Origin of the sequence: Corynebacterium axilliensis (assembly GCF_046097495.1) — a bacterium.
Classification (GTDB): domain Bacteria; phylum Actinomycetota; class Actinomycetes; order Mycobacteriales; family Mycobacteriaceae; genus Corynebacterium.
Map to the genome: position 1 here is coordinate 1,367,428 of NZ_CP175768.1, position 18,565 is coordinate 1,385,992.

At 61.5% G+C, this 18,565-nt stretch carries 12 protein-coding genes and 3 rRNA genes; 5 read left to right on the forward strand and 10 right to left on the reverse strand.

From position 1 onward, the window contains the following. Positions 1-47: 47 nt before the first annotated feature. The gene (gene pgm / locus ACKFR8_RS06705) at positions 48-1,661 is read right to left on the reverse strand and encodes a phosphoglucomutase (alpha-D-glucose-1,6-bisphosphate-dependent) (protein ID WP_408929532.1); all 1,614 of its coding nucleotides are present in this window, start codon (positions 1,659-1,661) and stop codon (positions 48-50) included. A gap of 95 nt (positions 1,662-1,756) precedes the next feature. Between pgm and ACKFR8_RS06710 the strand changes: the two genes are divergently transcribed. Both ACKFR8_RS06710 and ACKFR8_RS06715 read left to right on the forward strand, forming a co-directional pair. Next, a complete protein-coding gene (locus tag ACKFR8_RS06710; RefSeq protein ID WP_408929533.1) occupies positions 1,757-2,068 on the forward strand; it encodes a fluoride efflux transporter family protein in 312 nt (103 codons plus the stop codon). Next, entirely contained in the window at positions 2,065-2,427 is a 363-nt protein-coding gene (locus tag ACKFR8_RS06715; protein WP_408929534.1) for a CrcB family protein, read from the forward strand. Before ACKFR8_RS06710 ends, ACKFR8_RS06715 begins: the two co-directional genes overlap by 4 nt. Here the strand turns inward: ACKFR8_RS06715 and ACKFR8_RS06720 are convergent. Together ACKFR8_RS06720 and ACKFR8_RS06725 are read right to left on the reverse strand one after the other, a co-directional pair. Then, a complete protein-coding gene (locus ACKFR8_RS06720) occupies positions 2,424-4,970 on the reverse strand; it encodes an ABC transporter permease (RefSeq protein ID WP_306508078.1) in 2,547 nt (848 codons plus the stop codon). The two genes, ACKFR8_RS06715 and ACKFR8_RS06720, sit on opposite strands and share 4 nt — an antisense overlap. A gap of 3 nt (positions 4,971-4,973) precedes the next feature. Further along, positions 4,974-5,714, reverse strand: a complete 741-nt coding sequence (locus ACKFR8_RS06725) for an ABC transporter ATP-binding protein (RefSeq protein ID WP_296134525.1) — start codon at positions 5,712-5,714, stop codon at positions 4,974-4,976. A gap of 93 nt (positions 5,715-5,807) precedes the next feature. On the opposite strand from ACKFR8_RS06725, the gene ACKFR8_RS06730 reads away from it, so the two are divergent. Beyond that, positions 5,808-6,653 carry a phytoene/squalene synthase family protein gene (locus ACKFR8_RS06730; RefSeq protein WP_408929535.1) on the forward strand — a complete coding sequence of 282 codons (846 nt, stop codon included), beginning with the start codon at positions 5,808-5,810 and terminating at the stop codon, positions 6,651-6,653. After that, the gene (crtI, locus tag ACKFR8_RS06735; RefSeq protein WP_408929536.1) at positions 6,650-8,164 is read left to right on the forward strand and encodes a phytoene desaturase family protein; all 1,515 of its coding nucleotides are present in this window, start codon (positions 6,650-6,652) and stop codon (positions 8,162-8,164) included. Before ACKFR8_RS06730 ends, crtI begins: the two co-directional genes overlap by 4 nt. Here the strand turns inward: crtI and ACKFR8_RS06740 are convergent. The 7 genes from ACKFR8_RS06740 to ramA all read right to left on the reverse strand — a co-directional run bounded on the left by ACKFR8_RS06740 (position 8,161) and on the right by ramA (position 17,252). Then, positions 8,161-8,520, reverse strand: a complete 360-nt coding sequence (locus ACKFR8_RS06740) for a DUF2262 domain-containing protein (protein ID WP_408931003.1) — start codon at positions 8,518-8,520, stop codon at positions 8,161-8,163. The two genes, crtI and ACKFR8_RS06740, sit on opposite strands and share 4 nt — an antisense overlap. Continuing rightward, positions 8,402-9,064, reverse strand: a complete 663-nt coding sequence (locus ACKFR8_RS06745; protein WP_408929537.1) for a hypothetical protein — start codon at positions 9,062-9,064, stop codon at positions 8,402-8,404. The genes ACKFR8_RS06740 and ACKFR8_RS06745 overlap by 119 nt, the downstream gene beginning before the upstream one ends. Before the next feature lie 127 nt (positions 9,065-9,191). Continuing rightward, positions 9,192-9,309 (reverse strand): 5S ribosomal RNA (rrf, locus tag ACKFR8_RS06750). 129 nt (positions 9,310-9,438) lie between these two features. Continuing rightward, positions 9,439-12,508 (reverse strand): 23S ribosomal RNA (locus ACKFR8_RS06755). Positions 12,509-13,006: 498 nt separating this feature from the next. After that, positions 13,007-14,525, reverse strand: a 16S ribosomal RNA gene (locus ACKFR8_RS06760). Together the 16S, 23S and 5S rRNA genes form the textbook arrangement of a ribosomal RNA operon. 597 nt (positions 14,526-15,122) lie before the next feature. Continuing rightward, entirely contained in the window at positions 15,123-16,391 is a 1,269-nt protein-coding gene (gene murA, locus ACKFR8_RS06765) for a UDP-N-acetylglucosamine 1-carboxyvinyltransferase (RefSeq protein ID WP_306508380.1), read from the reverse strand. Positions 16,392-16,412: 21 nt separating this feature from the next. Continuing rightward, positions 16,413-17,252, reverse strand: a complete 840-nt coding sequence (ramA, locus tag ACKFR8_RS06770; protein ID WP_306508379.1) for an acetate metabolism transcriptional regulator RamA — start codon at positions 17,250-17,252, stop codon at positions 16,413-16,415. A 253-nt stretch (positions 17,253-17,505) separates the two neighbouring features. Here ramA and cysK point away from each other — a divergent pair, with 253 nt between their 5' ends. Then, positions 17,506-18,444: a cysteine synthase A gene (gene cysK / locus ACKFR8_RS06775; protein ID WP_306508381.1), complete on the forward strand. Its 939-nt coding sequence runs from the start codon at positions 17,506-17,508 to the stop codon at positions 18,442-18,444. Positions 18,445-18,565: the final 121 nt, after the last annotated feature.

Here is an 18,565-nt window from a genome sequence, read left to right on the forward strand (position 1 = left end):
TAGCACAAATCTCTCCCGCTCACGGGTTATGCAGTGCTTGACGACGCCTACCCCAGCACCTCCGCGACCAAAGCCTGCGCCTCCTGCTGGACCTGCGCGAGGTGCTCTTCACCCAGGAAGCTCTCGGCGTAAATCTTGTACTTGTCCTCGGTGCCGGAGGGCCGGGCGGCGAACCAGGCGTTCTCCGTGGTCACCTTGAGCCCGCCGATGGCCGCGCCGTTGCCGGGTGCCTCGGTGAGCTTGGACACGATCTCCTCGCCCGCCAGCTCGGTCGCGGTGACCTGCTCTGGGGACAGCTTCTTGAGCACGGCCTTTTGCTCGCGGGTCGCCGGTGCGTCGGTGCGCGCATAGGCCGGCGCGCCGTATTCTTCCGCTAGCTCGGCGTAGCGCTGGGAGGGGGTCTTGCCGGTCACCGCGAGGATTTCCGCGGCCAAGAGGTCCAGGATGATGCCGTCCTTGTCCGTGGACCAGACGGTGCCGTCGAAGCGCAGGAAGGACGCGCCGGCGGATTCTTCGCCGCCGAAGCCCAAGGAGCCGTCGACAAGCCCCGGCACAAACCACTTGAAGCCCACCGGCACTTCGACGAGCTCGCGGCCGAGGCTTTCCACCACGCGGTCAATCATGGAGGAGGACACCAGCGTCTTGCCCACTCCGGCCTCACCCCACTGCGGGCGGTGGCTAAACAGGTACTCGATGGCCACGGCCAGGTAGTGGTTGGGGTTCATCAGGCCGGCGTCCGGGGTGACGATTCCGTGGCGGTCGGAGTCCGCGTCGTTGCCCGTGGCCAGGTCGTACTTGTCGCGGTTGGCCACCAGGGAGGCCATCGCGTCCGGCGAGGAGCAGTCCATGCGGATCTTGCCGTCGGTGTCCAGGGTCATGAAGCGGAAGGTGCCATCCACCTCCGGATTCACCACGGTCATGTTGAGCCCGTAATGCTCCGCAATCGCCGCCCAGTAATCCACGGACGCGCCACCCATCGGGTCCGCGCCGATGCGCACGCCGGCGTCCTTGATGGCCTGCATATCCACCACGTTCGCCAGGTCCGCCACGTAGGTATCCAGGTAATTGTGCTTCACGCAGCGCTCATCGAGCACTCCACTAACCGGTACGCGCTTGACGCCCTCGAGCCCGGCGCGCAGGTAGTCGTTGGCCTGAGCGGCAATCCAGTCGGTGGCGTCCGTATCCGCCGGGCCGCCGGTGGGCGGGTTGTACTTGAAGCCGCCGTCGCGCGGCGGGTTGTGGGAAGGCGTGATGACGATGCCGTCGGTGCCTGGGTTCGCCAGGATGGCGTGGGAGACGGCCGGCGTTGGGGTGTAGCGGCCGCGGTCGTCGACGCGGACCTCCAGCTCGTTGGCCAGGAGCACCTCGAGGGCGGAGACCATGGCGGGCTCGGACAGCGCGTGGGTATCGCGGCCGATGAAGATGGCGCCGGTCGTGCCCTGCTGGGCGCGGTAGTCCACGATGGCCTGGGTAATGGCCAGGATGTGGGCCTCGTTGAAGGCGGTGTCCAGGGCGGAGCCGCGGTGTCCGGAGGTACCGAAGGCGACCTGCTGGTCGGGGTTATCGGCGTCGGGGGTGCGGGTGTAGTAGGCGGTGACCAGCTCCGCGATGTCGATGAGGTCGGAAGGCTGGGCAAGTTGGCCGGCGCGCTCGTGTGCCATGGTGGGTCCTCCTAAAAGACGTGCCTAAAAGACGTGGATGTACCTTTAGCTTGCCTGCTTTGCGGAGGTTTCGCATCCCAATTAGGATGGTGTCCATGCCACAGACCATTCTCGTCGGCTGCGGGGCGGCGCTGGGTGCGCTGGCGCGGTTCGGCCTTTCTGCTCTCCTCGGCGGCGGTGCGCTGCCGCTGCTGCTGATCAACATTGTGGGCAGCGCGATCATGGGCTATGCCAAGCCGCCGGCCTTCTGGGGCACGGGCTTCTTGGGTGGGTTCACCAGCTTTGCCACCTTTGCGTACCTCACCTCTGGGTTTGAGCCCGCGCAGGCTGGCGGGTACGTCCTGGCTACCGTGGTGGGGTGTACAGGGGCCTACCTGCTTGGCGACGTCTCCCGGAGGCCCGCATGATCCTCATCTCCGCCCTCGCCGTACTGATTGGCGGGTTCTTAGGCGGCTGCGCGCGTTTCGCGCTAACCCGCATTCTCCCCTCCCCCGCTTGTACCTTCGCCGCAAATATCGCGGGTGCAGCAGCGGCCGGCGTGGCGTATGGATACGCCGCGAACACGGCCGCCCCCGAATTCTTTGTCCCCCTGCTGGCGGCCGGCCTTGCCGGCGGCCTGTCGACGTGGTCCACGCTGGCGAAAGAGCTCGGAGAAATGATAAAGGCCAAGCGCTGGTGGCGCTTGGCGCGTTACCTGTTCTGGACCGTTGGTTTGGGCATCGTGGTGGCCTGGCGCGGAGCCTGGGTAGGCTCCCTCCTGGCCTAGTCGGCGATGGCGTCGAGCGGCGGGGTCTTCGCCGCGCGTTGAGCCGGCCAGATGGCGGCGAGCACGCCCACGAGAGCCGAGCCGACGAGCATGATGATGAGCATCGGCCACGGGACGGTGGCGGAGTCGAGGCCGTCGTCGGCAAGCACGGCGATAAACGCCCAGCCCAAGCCGAGGCCCATGAGGATGCCGATGATGGCGCCGAAGAGCGCAATCTGCACCGACTCCACGGTGATCATCGTGCGGATCTGGCCGCGCTGCGTGCCCACCGCGCGCAGCATGCCGATCTCCTGGCGGCGCTCGATAACGCCGAGGGTGAGGGTGTTGATAATACCCAGCACGGCGATGATGACCGCCAGGGCCAGCAGCGCGTAGAGGATGGTGAGCATCTGGTCGATCATGCCCGCGGCCTCACCCGCGTACTCCTCGCCGGTGCGCACCTGCACCACCACGAGGTCCTTGACGGCCTCCTCCAGGTTGGAGCGCAGCGTCTCGAGGTCAAAGCCCTCGTCCGCGTTGACGCCCACCATGGTGATATCCAGCGACGCGGGGTCGAGGACCTCCGCGGCCGCCGACTGGGACACGGCCAGCCCCGGCAGCATCTGGAAGGGCTCGTAGGTGCCGAGCAGCTTCACCTGGGCGGTGCGGGACGGATCGGGGCCGGTGAGCTCGTAGCTGTCGCCGACCTTCCAGCCATTCTCCGCGGCCAGGTCCTTATCGGCAATGAAGCCTGGTTCATCGCCCGTTGCCAGGGAGCCGTCCGCGGCGGTCAGGTTAAAGACGTCATCGGCGTTGCCGTCGAGGACCTGGCTCATGGTCATCTCGGGCCCATAGTTCATGGAGGCCTGGCCGTCGACCGCCAGCGGGCCGGCGCTCAGAGCCACGACCTGGCCCGCGCCCTCGGTATCGCGGGCGCGCTGGGCCGTTTCGTTCGGCGTGGGGAAGCTGCCAGACGACGGCCCGGAGAGCAGGTAGTCAGCGCGAATGTTCTCATCCACGGCGTCGGAGACCGAGGCCTTCATGGTCGCGCCCAGCATGCCAATCGCCGTCACCAGGGCCACGCCCAGCATGAGGGCGAAGGCGGTGGCCGCGGTGCGGCGCGGGTTGCGCGCGGAGTTCGTGGCGGCGAGCTTGCCCACCGCGCCGAACGGCGCGCCCACGACGCGCCCGATGCCCGGCACAATCAGCAGCGAGATGGCCGGGCCGGCGAGGAAGAAGCCGACGATAAGGTCGAGCGCGCCCAGGCCGACGAGTGATGCGCGCAGGCCCGTGCCGCCGCCCAGGAACACGCCCAGGAGGGTAAACACGACACCGGCCGCGAGCAGCAGGCCGCCCAGGATGGTGCGGACCATCAGCGAGGAGCCCGCCGCGGACTCCGTGGTGCGCATGGCCTCCACTGGCTTGACCGCACCCGCGCGGCGCGCCGGCGCCCACGCAGAAACCACGGTGACCACCGCGCCGAGGATCAGCGGCACCACCACGGCGCTGACGCTCAGGCCCAGGCCGCCGTCCATGGGCATGCCCTGCGCCTTAAAGACCGCCTTGATGGCCGCCACCAGACCGATGCCGGCCACCACGCCGACCGCGGAGCCGACTAGGCCGACGAGCAGGGCCTCCGTCACCACGGAGCGCGTGATCTGCCCGCGGGACGCACCGAGGGCGCGCAGCAGCGCGAACTCCTTGGTGCGCTGGGCGACGATCATGGAGAACGTATTCGCGATGATAAACGTGCCCACGAGCAGTGCGATGAGGCCGAAGGCGATGAGGAAGTAGTTGACAAACTTCAGCGCCGAGGAGATCTGATCCGATATCTCGTCCGCGAGCTTCTGTCCGGACTCCGCGTCCACCTCGAAGGTCTGGTTGAGGTGATCCACCAGCTCGTCCGCGCTCACGCCCTCGGCCGCGGCGACCTTGAGCTGGGAGGAGTTGCCGTAGCGCTCACTAAACGCGTCGTTGGCCATCTGCAGGCTCAGGCTGGAGCCCTGCTCCACGGTGGGCTTGAACACGCCCACGACCTTGACCTCGTCGCGCTGATCCGGGTGGACCACGGTCAGCGTATCGCCCAGCTGGATACCGAACTTCTCCGCGGCCGAGTCGTTGATGAGGACTTCTCCGGTGCCGTTCGGCTCGGAGCCGTCGACAAGCTCGGCGGCCTCCCCCACCACCTGGTCGGCCGGGTAGTACGGCTCAACGCTCGCGGTGCCACCGCCGGTCTGGAAGGCCTCCGCATTCGCATCGGCCACCACGACGGTCTGGCTGCTCTGCATGTTCACCGCCCGCACGTCCGGATCGGCGGCGATGTCATCGCGCATCTTCTGATCCAGCAGCGGGCCGTCCTCCTTCTGACTGACCGCAGCGTCCACGCCGGTAAAGGCGGTGGACACGGCGGAGTCGAAGGTATTCGACAGCGAGTTGGTGAACATGAAGGAGCCGGAAATAAACGCGGTGCCGAGCACCACGGCCAGCAGCGTCAGGGCGAGGCGCAGCTTGTGCGCCAGGATGTTGCGCACGGACACCGTGCGCATCGTCGTCTTCGTGGCCATGCTCTAGCCCTCGATTTCTGCCATCACTGCGTGGATGGACTCCATGGTCGGGTTGTGCAGCTCGTTGACCAGGTGGCCATCCGCCAGGAAGACAACGCGGTCGGCGTAGGAGGCAGCCTTGGCGTCGTGGGTAACGATCACCACGGTCTGGCCGTCCTGGTCCACGGCGGTACGCAGAATGTCGAGGACCTCGGCCGAAGAATTCGAGTCGAGGTTACCGGTGGGCTCATCGCCAAAAATGATCTCCGGACGCGAGACCAGGGCGCGGGCACAGGCCACGCGCTGCTGCTGTCCGCCGGACAGCTCCGCCGGGCGGTGCGACAGGCGCTGCGCCAGGCCCAGGCGCTGAGTTACCTCGTCGAACCACGCCTGATCCACCTTCTTGCCCGCGATATCGGTGGGCAGGGTGATGTTCTCCGCCGCGGTCAGAGTCGGGACCAGGTTGAAGGACTGGAAGATAAAGCCCAGGCGGTCGCGGCGCAGGGTGGTGATGTCCTTGTCGCGCAGCTGCGACATGTCCGTGTCACCGATGAACGCCGAGCCGGAGGTTGCGGAATCTAGGCCTGCCATGGTGTGCATCAGCGTGGACTTGCCGGAGCCGGACGGGCCCATGATGGCGGTGAAGGTATTGCGCGCAAACTCGACGTTGACGTGGTCCAACGCGGTGACTGCGGTATCTCCTTGGCCGTACTGCTTAAACAAGTCGACAGCGCGGGCCGCGGCAGTCATGGTTGGGGTGGTCATGGACGTATTCTCCTTATAGATGGGGAAAGTAACGTCACCACCCTATCGTGCCCACGGTGAGTTGTGTGACGCATGTGGTCTAAAATATGAGCCATGCGCGCTTCTTTGTCCGCTCTGGAACGCTACGATCGCAGCGCCGAGGCCGCCGCGGCGCAGGTGATGCGTCACTACTCCACCAGCTTTTCCCTGGCCACCCGCCTGCTGCAACCACAGGTCAGGACGGACATCCGCAACCTCTACGCCATGGTGCGCACGGCCGACGAAATCGTCGACGCTGGCCTGCCTCCCCACGATGCAGCCGCGCTCTTGGACGCTTATGAGGCCACCGTGCGCGCCGCCCACACCCAGCGCTTCCACGCCGACCCTATCGTGCACGCTTATGCGCTCTCAGCCCGCCGCTGCGGCTTTGAGGATGCGCACGTGGCGCGGTTCTTCGCCTCCATGCGCTGCGATCTCACGCGCACCGCCCACACCCAGGCCAGCTTCGACGAGTACGTGTGCGGCTCCGCAGAGGTCATCGGTCTACTGTGCCTCTCCGCCTTCTATTCGGGCCGGCCTTACCCGCCGGAGCTTGACGACGGCGCACGGCGACTCGGCGCAGCCTTCCAAAAAATCAACTTCCTGCGCGACCTCCACGAGGACACCACCGAGCTGGGCCGCGCCTACTTCCCCACCGTGCCAGACCCGGCCCGTCTGACTGAGCCGCAGAAGCAGGAGCTCATCGCGGACATCCGCGCGGACCTTAAGGTGGCGCGGGCCGCCACGGCGCGGCTACCCCGCGGCTCCCGCACCGGCGTCGCGGCGGCTACCGCACTGTTTTCCGAGCTCACGGACCGCCTCGCCGCCACCCCGGCCGCCGATATCACCCACACACGCGTGTCCGTGCCCCCTGGCCGGAAGGCCATCCTGATCAGCCGCGCGGCGGTGGAGGCGCTATGAGACAGCACGTCGTTGTCATTGGCGCGGGCATCGCGGGACTCGCCACCGCCGCCCTGCTCCTGCGCGAAGGCTATGAGGTCACCGTGGTGGAGCAACGCCGCGACGTCGGCGGGCGCGCCGGCCGGCTGGAGATTGACGGTTTCCGCTTCGACACCGGCCCCTCCTGGTATCTCATGCCCGAGGCCTTCGACGAGTTCTTCCGCGCCTGCGGCACCTCGACCGCGCGCGAGCTTAACCTGGTGGACCTCTCCCCGGCCTACCGCATCTACAACGAGGACGGCGCCTACCTCGACGTCGAGACTGGAGTCGACCGCGTGGCGCAGCTCTTCGAATCCCTCGAGCCCAGCGCCGGTGCCCGGGTCCGCGAATACCTCGCACAAGCTACCGAGGTGTACGGCGTGGCGCTGCGGAACTTCTTGTACACCACGTTTGCGCGGCCTTACGAGTTGGTTCGGGGGGACGTCGCCAAGCGCCTCGGCACACTGGCGCTGCTGCTGGCGCGCTCGCTGAACCGACACGTGGCGGCGCGGTTTGCGGACTATCGCCTGCGGCAGGTGCTGACCTATCCGGCGGTGTTCCTGTCCACGGAACCGACCGCCGCGCCGGCGCTGTATTCGCTGATGAGCCACACGGATCTGGTGGAGGGCGTGCGCTACCCGCAGGGCGGGTTCGCGGCGGTGGTGGAGGCCATCGCTCGCCAGGCCGCGGGCGCGAACTTCCTGCTGGGGACTGCCGTCACCGCCATCGAGTGCGCGGAAGGAAGGGCGACGGGCGTCCTGCTTGACGGAGGTACCCGGCTGACCGCCGACGCCGTCGTCTCCGCCGCCGACCTCCACCACACCGAAACCGCCCTTCTGCCTGCGTGGGCCCGCACCTACCCGGAGCGCTACTTTGCGCGGCGCGACCCGGGCATTGGCACCGTTCTGGTCTTCCTCGGCGTGCGTGGTGCCCTACCCGAACTCCAGCACCACACGTTGCTGTTCAGCAAGGACTGGACCCCGGACTTCCGGGCGGTCTTTCACGGCCCGGAGCCCGCGCGGCCGCTGGGGGCGTCCGAATCGATCTACGTATCGAAGACGTCAGCCACCGACCCCACCGTGGCGCCGGAGGGCTGCGAGAACCTCTTCATCCTCGTGCCGGTACCGGCAGAAGAACGCTTCGGGCACGGAGACGCCTACGGGGCGGTGGCCTCCCCGCGCGTTTCTGAGATCGCCGCGGCCGCCGTGGCGCAGCTGGCCGACTGGGCCGGGATTACGGACTTGCAGGACAGAATCGTAGTGCAGCGCACGCTCGGTCCCTCCGACTTTGCCGAGCAGTACAATTCCTGGTCCGGCGGCGCGGTGGGACCGGCACATACGCTGCGGCAATCGGCGTTCTTCCGCGGGCGCAACGTCTCCCGGAAGCTCAGCAACCTCTATTACGCCGGCGGCACCACGGTGCCCGGGGTGGGCGTGCCCATGTGCCTCATCTCGGCGCAGAACGTCATCACTCGGATGCGGGAGCAGCGCTAGGCGTCGAGCTCCACCGAGGCCGGGGTTCCGTTGCGCTTGACCATGACAGTGACGGGGTGGCCGCCGAAGAGGTAGCCGTCATCGAACTCGACGGCCACGTGGCCGCGCTGGGGGACCTCGATGCCGGCTGGGCTGAGCGCGGCGTAGACATCCTCCGCCGTGAGCTCGGCGACGGGGCCAGGCCTGCTTTCCGACGCCGCCACGTCCTCCCGCCAGCGGTTAGCCGCGGCCAGAACCTTATCGGCCGCAAACCGTCTCGCCTTGTCGAGAGTGGACGCGGTGGCAACCTTGCCCAGCACCTTGAGTGGCGACTTGAACTTCCGGGAAAGGTTCTTGTGTTCTGCGAGGATCAGAATCCTCACCCTCGTACCAGATACTGATGTCGACGCCGAGTTCCTCCGCCCGCCCGTCGAACGTGTTCGTCGAGCGGTCGAGAACCAGCGGCCCCCACTCTGAGTCCAAGGCCACGGGCGCCGCGATGCGCGCGGTAAGTGCTTCCATCTCCGGATCTTCGCCGGCAGGGAGTAGATCCCAGATGTCCACGTAGTGCTCCTGGCGTCCTTCGTTGAAGTGATATGCGCCCCGCGCGCGGTAGACGGTAAATGGCGAGAGTTCTGCGATCTCGCGCGGATCCCACACGGTGTGGCCGCATTTGGTCTCGAAGAGCTGTGGGTAGCGCACGTCCACCGAACCCGTATAAAGCTCTCCGTCCGGCAGTACGCGCAGGGCCATACCGGGCATGCTCAGGAGCTGGATGTGCGTCCTGTCCTCCGAGTAGGGCGATTCGCTCTCCGAGCGCACCGGCACCTGGGAGACGATAAACAAAAACTCTGCTTCCGGGAAGCCCAGAACGGTGGTGATGATGTCGTTGTCGGGGAAGTCGCGATAGAGGGAAAGCATGAATCCAATATTATCCCACATAACCGGCTTATCGGTTGCTTGTGCGTAAAACGTGTTGAGGGCCCTAGACGGTGTGTTGTCTAGGGCCCTCGGGGGTTTTTGTATTGAGTTATTGTTTGTTGTTTGGTGTCGGCGGTTTCTTACTCTCCCACAACCTCCCGGTTGCAGTACCATCAGCGCGGGCAGGCTTAGCTTCCGGGTTCGGAATGGGTCCGGGCGTTTCCCTGCTGCTATTGGCCACCGACAAACATCCGAGGCATTCTGGCCGTGGGTGTTGTGTCAGATACTGTGTAGTGGACGCGAACACGGGCAGTGTGAACTGTGTCTTTATTCGTGTTTGTGTTTATTCCTCCAAACCCTTTTGGTGGGGTTTGGTGTGTTTGTTTTGGTCTATTAGTACCAGTCGCCTAAACACCTTGCGGTGCGTACAGTTCTGGCCTATCAACCCCATCGTCTTTGGGGGACCTAATAGTGAAACCTCATCTTAAAACAGGCTTCCCGCTTAGATGCTTTCAGCGGTTATCCCTTCCGTACGTAGCCAACCAGCGATGCCCCTGGCGGAACAACTGGCACACTAGAGGTACGTCCGTCCCGGTCCTCTCGTACTAGGGACAGCCTTCTTCAAGTTTCAACGCGCGCGGCGGATAGAGACCGAACTGTCTCACGACGTTCTGAACCCAGCTCGCGTGCCGCTTTAATGGGCGAACAGCCCAACCCTTGGGACCTACTCCAGCCCCAGGATGCGACGAGCCGACATCGAGGTGCCAAACCATCCCGTCGATATGGACTCTTGGGGAAGATCAGCCTGTTATCCCCGGGGTACCTTTTATCCGTTGAGCGACACCACATCCACAAGTAGGTGCCGGATCACTAGTCCCGACTTTCGTCCCTGTTCGACATGTCTGTCTCACAGTCAAGCTCCCTTGTGCACTTACACTCGCCACCTGATTGCCAACCAGGCTGAGGGAACCTTTGGGCGCCTCCGTTACATTTTGGGAGGCAACCGCCCCAGTTAAACTACCCACCAGGCACTGTCCCCAACCCAGATCATGGGCCAAGGTTAGATGCTCAATCCGATCAGAGTGGTATTTCAACAACGACTCCACACGTGCTGGCGCACATGCTTCGAAGTCTCCCACCTATCCTACACAAACCGAACCAAACACCAATACCAAGCTATAGTGAAGGTCCCGGGGTCTTTTCGTCCTGCCGCGCGTAACGAGCATCTTTACTCGTAGTGCAATTTCACCGGGCCTGTGGTTGAGACAGCAGGGAAGTCGTTACGCCATTCGTGCAGGTCGGAACTTACCCGACAAGGAATTTCGCTACCTTAGGATGGTTATAGTTACCACCGCCGTTTACTGGGGCTTAAATTCTCAGCTTCGCCACCAAAGGTGACTAACCGGTCCTCTTAACCTTCCAGCACCGGGCAGGCGTCAGTCCATATACATCAACTTAACGTCTTCGCATGGACCTGTGTTTTTGATAAACAGTCGCTTCCCTCTATTCTCTGCGACCCCACAACCCCAAACACTAGAACAAGTGCCGAAGTCGTGTGGTCCCCCTTCTCCCGAAGTTACGGGGGCATTTTGCCGAGTTCCTTAACCACAGTTCACCCGAACGCCTTAGTATTTTCAACCTGACTACCTGTGTCGGTTTCGGGTACGGGCCATACATCCACATCGCTAGAGGCTTTTCTCGACAGTACTAGATCACCAACTTCACCCCAATCGGGCTACGCATCACGCCTCAGGCAAAAAGTGTGCGGATTTACCTACACACCACCTCACACGCTTACACCAACAATCCACTAAGCGGCATGGCTACTACACTGTGTCACCCCATCACTTGAACCACACATCAGGCCCCACGACATCAACAACCAACGTGTTCAAAGAACACATCAGTCGTATCCGCGGTGGTTAGTATCAGTGCTTTATCATGGGCGCGGACATACGGGTACCAGAATATCAACTGGTTATCCATCGACTACGCCTGTCGGCCTCGCCTTAGGTCCCGACTCACCCTGGGAAGACGAACTTGACCCAGGAACCCTTAGTCATCCGGCGGGAAGGATTCTCACCTTCCAATTCGTTACTCATGCCTGCATTCTCACTCGCACACACTCCACGCCTCCTTACGGTAACGCTTCCACACATGCACGACGCTCCCCTACCCAATAACAAGTTATTGCCGCGGCTTCGGCGGTGTGCTTGAGCCCCACTACATTGTCGGCGCAGGACCACTCGACCAGTGAGCTATTACGCACTCTTTCAAGGATGGCTGCTTCTAAGCCAACCTCCTGGCTGTCTTCGCGATCCCACATCCTTTTCCACTTAGCACACCCTTAGGGGCCTTAACCGGCGATCTGGGCTGTTTCCCTCTCGACTATGAAGCTTATCCCCCACAGTCTCACTGCCGCACAACACAATTGATGGCATTCGGAGTTTGGCTGACATTGCTAAGATTGTAGTCCCGCTCAACCAACCAGTAGCTCTACCTCCACCAAGCTAATGCGACGCTGCACCTAAATGCATTTCGGGGAGAACCAGCTATCACGGAGTTTGATTGGCCTTTCACCCCTACCCACAGCTCATCCCCGCAGTTTTCAACCTACGTGGGTTCGCGCCTCCACAACCTCTTACAGCTGCTTCACACTGGCCATGGGTAGATCACCCCGCTTCGGGTCCAGGACATGCCACTCAAAACACCCCATTAGGATTCGGTTTCCCTACGGCTACCCCACACGGGTTAACCTCGCGACATGCCGCTGACTCGCAGGCTCATTCTTCAAAAGGCACGCCATCACACTAAAAAAAGTGCTCTGACGGATTGTAAGCACACGGTTTCAGGAACTATTTCACTCCCCTCCCGGGGTACTTTTCACCATTCCCTCACGGTACTAATACACTATCGGTCACACTGAGTATTTAGGCTTACCGGGTGGTCCCGGCAGATTCACAGCAGATTCCACGAGCCCGCTGCTACTCGGGCAACCCAACAACTTAAATGCTGAAGTCTTCAACTACGGGACTATCACCCTCTTTGGCAGGCGTTTCCACACCACTTCACCTAACAACAACACACAAGCACGATGATGGTAGTCACCGCACGTTGGGGCCCACAACACCGCACACACAACCCCTACCAAGTATCACATGCACACGGTTTAGCCTCATCCACGTTCGTTCGCCACTACTAGCAGAATCATATTTATTTTCTCTTCCTACGGGTACTGAGATGTTTCACTTCCCCGCGTAAACCCCCACAACAGCTATGAATTCACTGAAGGGTAACACCCCATAACAGGTGCCAGGTTTCCCCATTCGGACATCCTCGGATCAACGCTCAATTGACAACTCCCCGAGGCTTAACGCAGCCTTTCACGTCCTTCATCGGCTCAGCATGCCAAGGCATCCACCATGCGCCCTAAATAACGAACACACAACCAACACAAACAACAACCACACAAACAGTGCGTCATCATTCATGCCGGCGTGAACTACACAAAACACAAAAGAACAGAAATCACACAAACCACACACCCACCACAACAACCAACCAACAAAGGCCAGCCACCAATGGTGATAACAGCATGCAGTTTAATGCTCGCGTCCACTATACAGTTCTCACACAACACCCCACACAGGCCAACAACCACCAATCACAAAGTGGTCATTACATCCGTGTGGGTTACAACCAGGGGATAATGCCCCAGACACCCAACAATGCACCAAGTACTCTAAACAAAGGCGTTGATTGGCAATTAATCAATTGATTGCTTCTGGTTAAGGCGTATCTCCACCCGATTAAACAAAAGTGGCAGCAGAACAATCGCCTACTCAACCACCACACAACCACCACAACAACAACAAAAAAGAAGAGTGAAGATAGTGATGATTGCTTCAAGCACCAACTGGTGCGAAAAATAATGCTCCTTAGAAAGGAGGTGATCCACCCGCACCTTCCGGTACGGGTACCTTGTTACGACTTCGTCCCAATCGCCGATCCCACCTTAGACAGCTCCCTAAACGAGTTTGAGCCACTGGCTTCGGGTGTTACCAACTTTCATGACGTGACGGGCGGTGTGTACAAGGCCCGGGAACGTATTCACCGCAGCATTGCTGATCTGCGATTACTAGCGACTCCGACTTCATGGGGTCGAGTTGCAGACCCCAATCCGAACTAAGGCCGGCTTTCAGCGATTCGCTCCACCTCACAGTGTCGCTGCGCGTTGTACCGACCATTGTAGCATGTGTGAAGCCCTGGACATAAGGGGCATGATGATTTGACGTCATCCCCACCTTCCTCCGAGTTAACCCCGGCAGTCTCTCATGAGTCCCCAACCAAAATGCTGGCAACATAAGACAAGGGTTGCGCTCGTTGCGGGACTTAACCCAACATCTCACGACACGAGCTGACGACAACCATGCACCACCTGTACACCAACCACAAGGGAAACTACATCTCTGCAGCGATCTGGTGTATGTCAAGCCCAGGTAAGGTTCTTCGCGTTGCATCGAATTAATCCACATGCTCCGCCGCTTGTGCGGGCCCCCGTCAATTCCTTTGAGTTTTAGCCTTGCGGCCGTACTCCCCAGGCGGGGCGCTTAATGCGTTAGCTACGGCACAGAAGACGTGGAAGCCCCCTACACCTAGCGCCCACCGTTTACGGCATGGACTACCAGGGTATCTAATCCTGTTCGCTACCCATGCTTTCGCTCCTCAGCGTCAGTTACTGCCCAGAGACCTGCCTTCGCCATCGGTGTTCCTCCTGATATCTGCGCATTTCACCGCTACACCAGGAATTCCAGTCTCCCCTACAGCACTCAAGTTATGCCCGTATCGCCTGCACGCCCGGAGTTAAGCCCCGGAATTTCACAGACGACGCGACAAACCACCTACGAGCTCTTTACGCCCAGTAATTCCGGACAACGCTCGCACCCTACGTATTACCGCGGCTGCTGGCACGTAGTTAGCCGGTGCTTCTTATACAGGTACCGTCACAAAAAGCTTCGTCCCTGTCGAAAGGAGTTTACAACCCGAAGGCCGTCATCCCCCACGCGGCGTCGCTGCATCAGGCTTCCGCCCATTGTGCAATATTCCCCACTGCTGCCTCCCGTAGGAGTCTGGGCCGTATCTCAGTCCCAATGTGGCCGTACACCCTCTCAGGCCGGCTACCCGTCGACGCCTTGGTAGGCCATTACCCCACCAACAAGCTGATAGGCCGCGAGCTCATCTTGCACCGAAAAACTTTCCAACCACCACACTAAAGGCAGCTACTATCCGGTATTAGACCCAGTTTCCCAAGCTTATCCCAGAGTACAAGGCAGATCACCCACGTGTTACTCACCCGTTCGCCACTCGAGTACCCCTGCAAGCAGGAGCCTTTCCGTTCGACTTGCATGTGTTAAGCACGCCGCCAGCGTTCGTCCTGAGCCAGGATCAAACTCTCCACAAAAAAGGCCGTGAAAAGCCCAAACCTAACAAAAAAGAACAAACCAAACCACGTGACGCCAAAGCATCACACGGACTGGCATATCCAAAAATTACATAAAGAAAAAATCCAACCAACCCCCAACCCGACGGGGCAAAAAAGGAGGCTGGCCTAGTTAGAAGATTTTCAATCTACGCCCAAACAACTTATGTTATTTACAATGACGCCGCTTGAAAAAAGCGCCATCCGGCATACACCAACCACAACACGCATACAACGCGCCATGGCCAAAACAATCAAAAACCAACCAACACAAAAAAGTACATTGGCACACTATTGAGTTCTCACACATCATCCGCACACCACAATCAGTTAACCAACCGTTAACCTCTCGTTGGCGGCCCGAACTAACTTACACAACCAACCCAACGAAGTCAAACTCTCGAAAAAATTTGCACTTCATCAGTGCTGAACAAGCTGTCCAACGTCACCACTTGTTAACCTCTCGGCTACCTCGCGGCGACTCGAATTAATATACGCACACCCCCAACAAACAACAAATCGCCAGGCAAACCCACATTTTTCGCGGGCTCACATGGCGACGTCGTCAAGCACTGCGTCCTAGTACAGCTCTTCCTCCTGGGTGCGCTCGATGATGGCGCCCAGCGCTTGGAGGTTCTCCACAAAGTTCGGGTAACCGCGGTCGATGTGGAAGACATCGTGCACGGTGGTCTTCTCGTCCGCGCACAGGGCGGACAACACCAGGCCGGCACCGGCACGGATATCGGAGCTCCACACGTGCGTGGAGGACAACTTCTCCTGACCACGGATAACGACGTGGTGACCATCCACCTGGGCATCGGCGCCGAGGCGCAGCATCTCATCAACAAAGCGGAAGCGGGACTCGAAGACGTTTTCCGTGATGATGGTGGTTCCCTCGGCCACGGCGGACAGCCCGATGGCAATGGGCTGCAGGTCCGTGGGGAAGCCGGGGTACGGGAGAGTCTGATAATCCACTGCGCTCGGGCGGCGGTTCATGCGCACGCGGAAACCGTTGACGTAGGCCTCAATCTCGGCACCGGCGGACTTCAGTTTCTCCAGCGGCAGGTGCAAGTGCTTGGGCGCGATGCCGCCAACGGTGATGTCACCCTGCGTCATTACCGCCGCATAAGCCCAGGTGCCGGCCACGATGCGGTCACCGATGACTTCGTGCTCGGTGGGGTGGAGCTTTTCCACTCCCCTGATCGTGATAGTGGACGTGCCTTCGCCTTCAATGTCGGCGCCCATCTCCTTGAGCATCAGGCACAGATCCACAATTTCCGGCTCGCGCGCTGCGTTGTGCAGCTGTGTTTCGCCGTCCGCCAAGACAGCCGCGGTCAGGATGTTTTCCGTGGCACCCACGGACGGGAAGTCGAGCTTGATGCTGGCGCCGCGCAGGTGCTCCGCCTCAGCAACGACAGCGCCGTGCTCAATGCGGGTCTGCGCGCCGAGCTTTTCCAGTCCGGACTGGTGCATATCCAGTGGGCGGGAGCCGATCGCATCGCCGCCCGGGAGGGCCACCTTGGCGTGGCCGCACCGAGAAGTCAGCGGGCCCAGCACACAGACCGAGGCACGGAACTGGCGGACAGCGTCGAAGTCCGCATTCGAGTGCAGCTGGGCAGGGGTTGTAATGCGTACCGTTGCGCCCTCGAGGTCAACGGTGCACCCGAGCCCCTCGAGAACCTTCTTCATCAAGGGGACATCGAGAATTTCGGGGCAGTTGGTCAGCGTGGTGGTGCCTTCCGCCAAAAGTGCGGCAGCCATCAGCTTCAGCACACTGTTCTTAGCGCCATCCACCTTGACGGTGCCCTGCAGGCGCGCTCCACCGGAGACAATAAATTGGTCCTTCACGCCCACCTAACTTACCTATGATCAGGGCAGCGCGCCGATGCGACGGGCCGCGTTGACCGCCTCGTATCGGGTGTGGGCACCCAGTTTGCGCATGACAGAGCGCAAATAGGACTTCACGGTTTCGGCGCCGATTCCCATTTCCTCGGCCGCCTCGACGTTGGTGTGCCCGAGGGCCACGCACGACAAAACATCGAGCTCACGCGCGGAGAGCTTGGTGGACTGCTTGACGCGCACCGGGGAGACCATCTGATCACACAGAGCCTCGAGCTCCTTGCGCATGTCATCGTCGGAGACTCGGTTGGCCAGCATGCGCAGCTTGGAGTGCGTGGAGCGCACCTGCTCCCACTCGGCACCGTTCATCACGTGGCCGCGGGCAGCACTCCCCTTGCCACCGTCGGCGCGGCGCAGCGCGGAGTTGACCGCGAGGTCCTGCTCCAGGCAGCGGGCGGTCATCGTGACTTCCTCAATCACCTTGTCCCCCAAGCGCACCGGCGAGTGCACACCGACGTAGAGGACGCCGCGAATCTCGCGCTGCACCGTCACCGGAACGGCAACGATGGAGTGCAGGCCTTCGTCCTGAATATGACGATCGTTCTCATGGCTAATGGTGGTGGCGCGAGTGTAGTCAGAAACACCGACCGCGCGGCGGGTGCTGACGACGCGCCCGCCGACGCCCACGTTGGCGTCAATCACCAGGTTTTGCAGCGCCGGGGTGCGCAGTCCCACCCACTGGGTGATCTGCACGCGATTGTCCGGCAGCAAGGTTCCATACATCGTGACGGGGATGCCCGTGGCAGTCTTCAGCGAAGACAGCGCTGCGCGCACGGCCTCGTCGTCATCCTTGAGTCGATGCGGCTCCATGAGACTCTCTCTTACTCGGGGGTAACCATCAGGTGCACCCATACCCTCCATTTCGAACGGGGGTAGGCGAACACTGTTTGTGAAGTATAACCGGCCGACGGGGGTAATTCTAAATCGCGCCGCGCGCCCTGCGGCTGCAAAATCCCACACCCCATGCCCGAATGATCTGTTCAGAATTTATATACCACTTAGTCTACTAGCCAGGTGTAGAGTATGGGGCGTATTGCAGTATTAACTATCTAGAGGAGCACCCATCGTGGCTGTATATAACAACATTCTCGAGACCATCGGCGGAACCCCGCTTGTCCGCCTTAACCGCCTTACCGAGGGCCTCGGCGCCGAGGTGCTGGTCAAGGTGGAGTCCTTCAACCCGGCGAACTCGGTGAAGGACCGTATTGCCAAGGCTATTATCGACGCCGCAGTGGAGTCCGGTGACCTCAAGCCGGGCGGCACCATCGTGGAGGCCACCTCCGGCAACACCGGCATCGGCCTGGCACTCGTCGGCGCTGCTCAGGGCTACAAGGTCATCCTGACCATGCCGGAGACCATGTCGAACGAGCGCAAGGTCCTCCTGCGCGCCTACGGTGCAGAGATTGTCCTCACCCCGGGCGCTGCCGGCATGAAGGGTGCGGTCGAGAAGGCCAACGAGATCATCGCCGAGACCCCGAACGCCATCCTGGCCTCCCAGTTCGAGAACGCTGCCAACCCGAAGATCCACGAGGAGACCACCGGCCCGGAGATCTGGAAGGATGCCGAGGGCAAGGTTGACGCCTTCGTCGCCGGCGTCGGCACCGGCGGAACCGTCACCGGCGTTGGCCGCTACCTGCGCTCCCAGAACCCGGACACCTACCTTGTCGCCGTTGAGCCTTCCGATTCCCCGGTTCTGTCCGAGGGCCACGCCGGCCCGCACAAGATCCAGGGCATCGGCGCCAACTTCGTGCCGGAGGTGCTGGACCGTGAGATCCTCAACGAGGTCCTCACCGCCACCACCGAGGAGTCCGTCTCCACCGCGCGCAAGCTGGCTACCGACGAAGGCCTGCTGGTCGGTATCTCCTCCGGCGCCAATGTCTCCGCCGCCCTGAAGCTGGCTTCCCGCGACGAGTTCAAGGGCAAGACCATCGTGGCTGTTGCTCCGGACTTTGGCGAGCGCTACGTCTCCACCATCCTCTTCGAGGACATTCGCGAGGCCTAAGCTCTAGCTCCTATCTCTCTGTAATCTCTCCAACTTAATTTCAGTGGCGTCACCTGCTAGGGCGGCGCTACCAAGCGCCCGTTCTCCCTCGGGCGCTTTTTCTTTATAGATAGGATGGTGT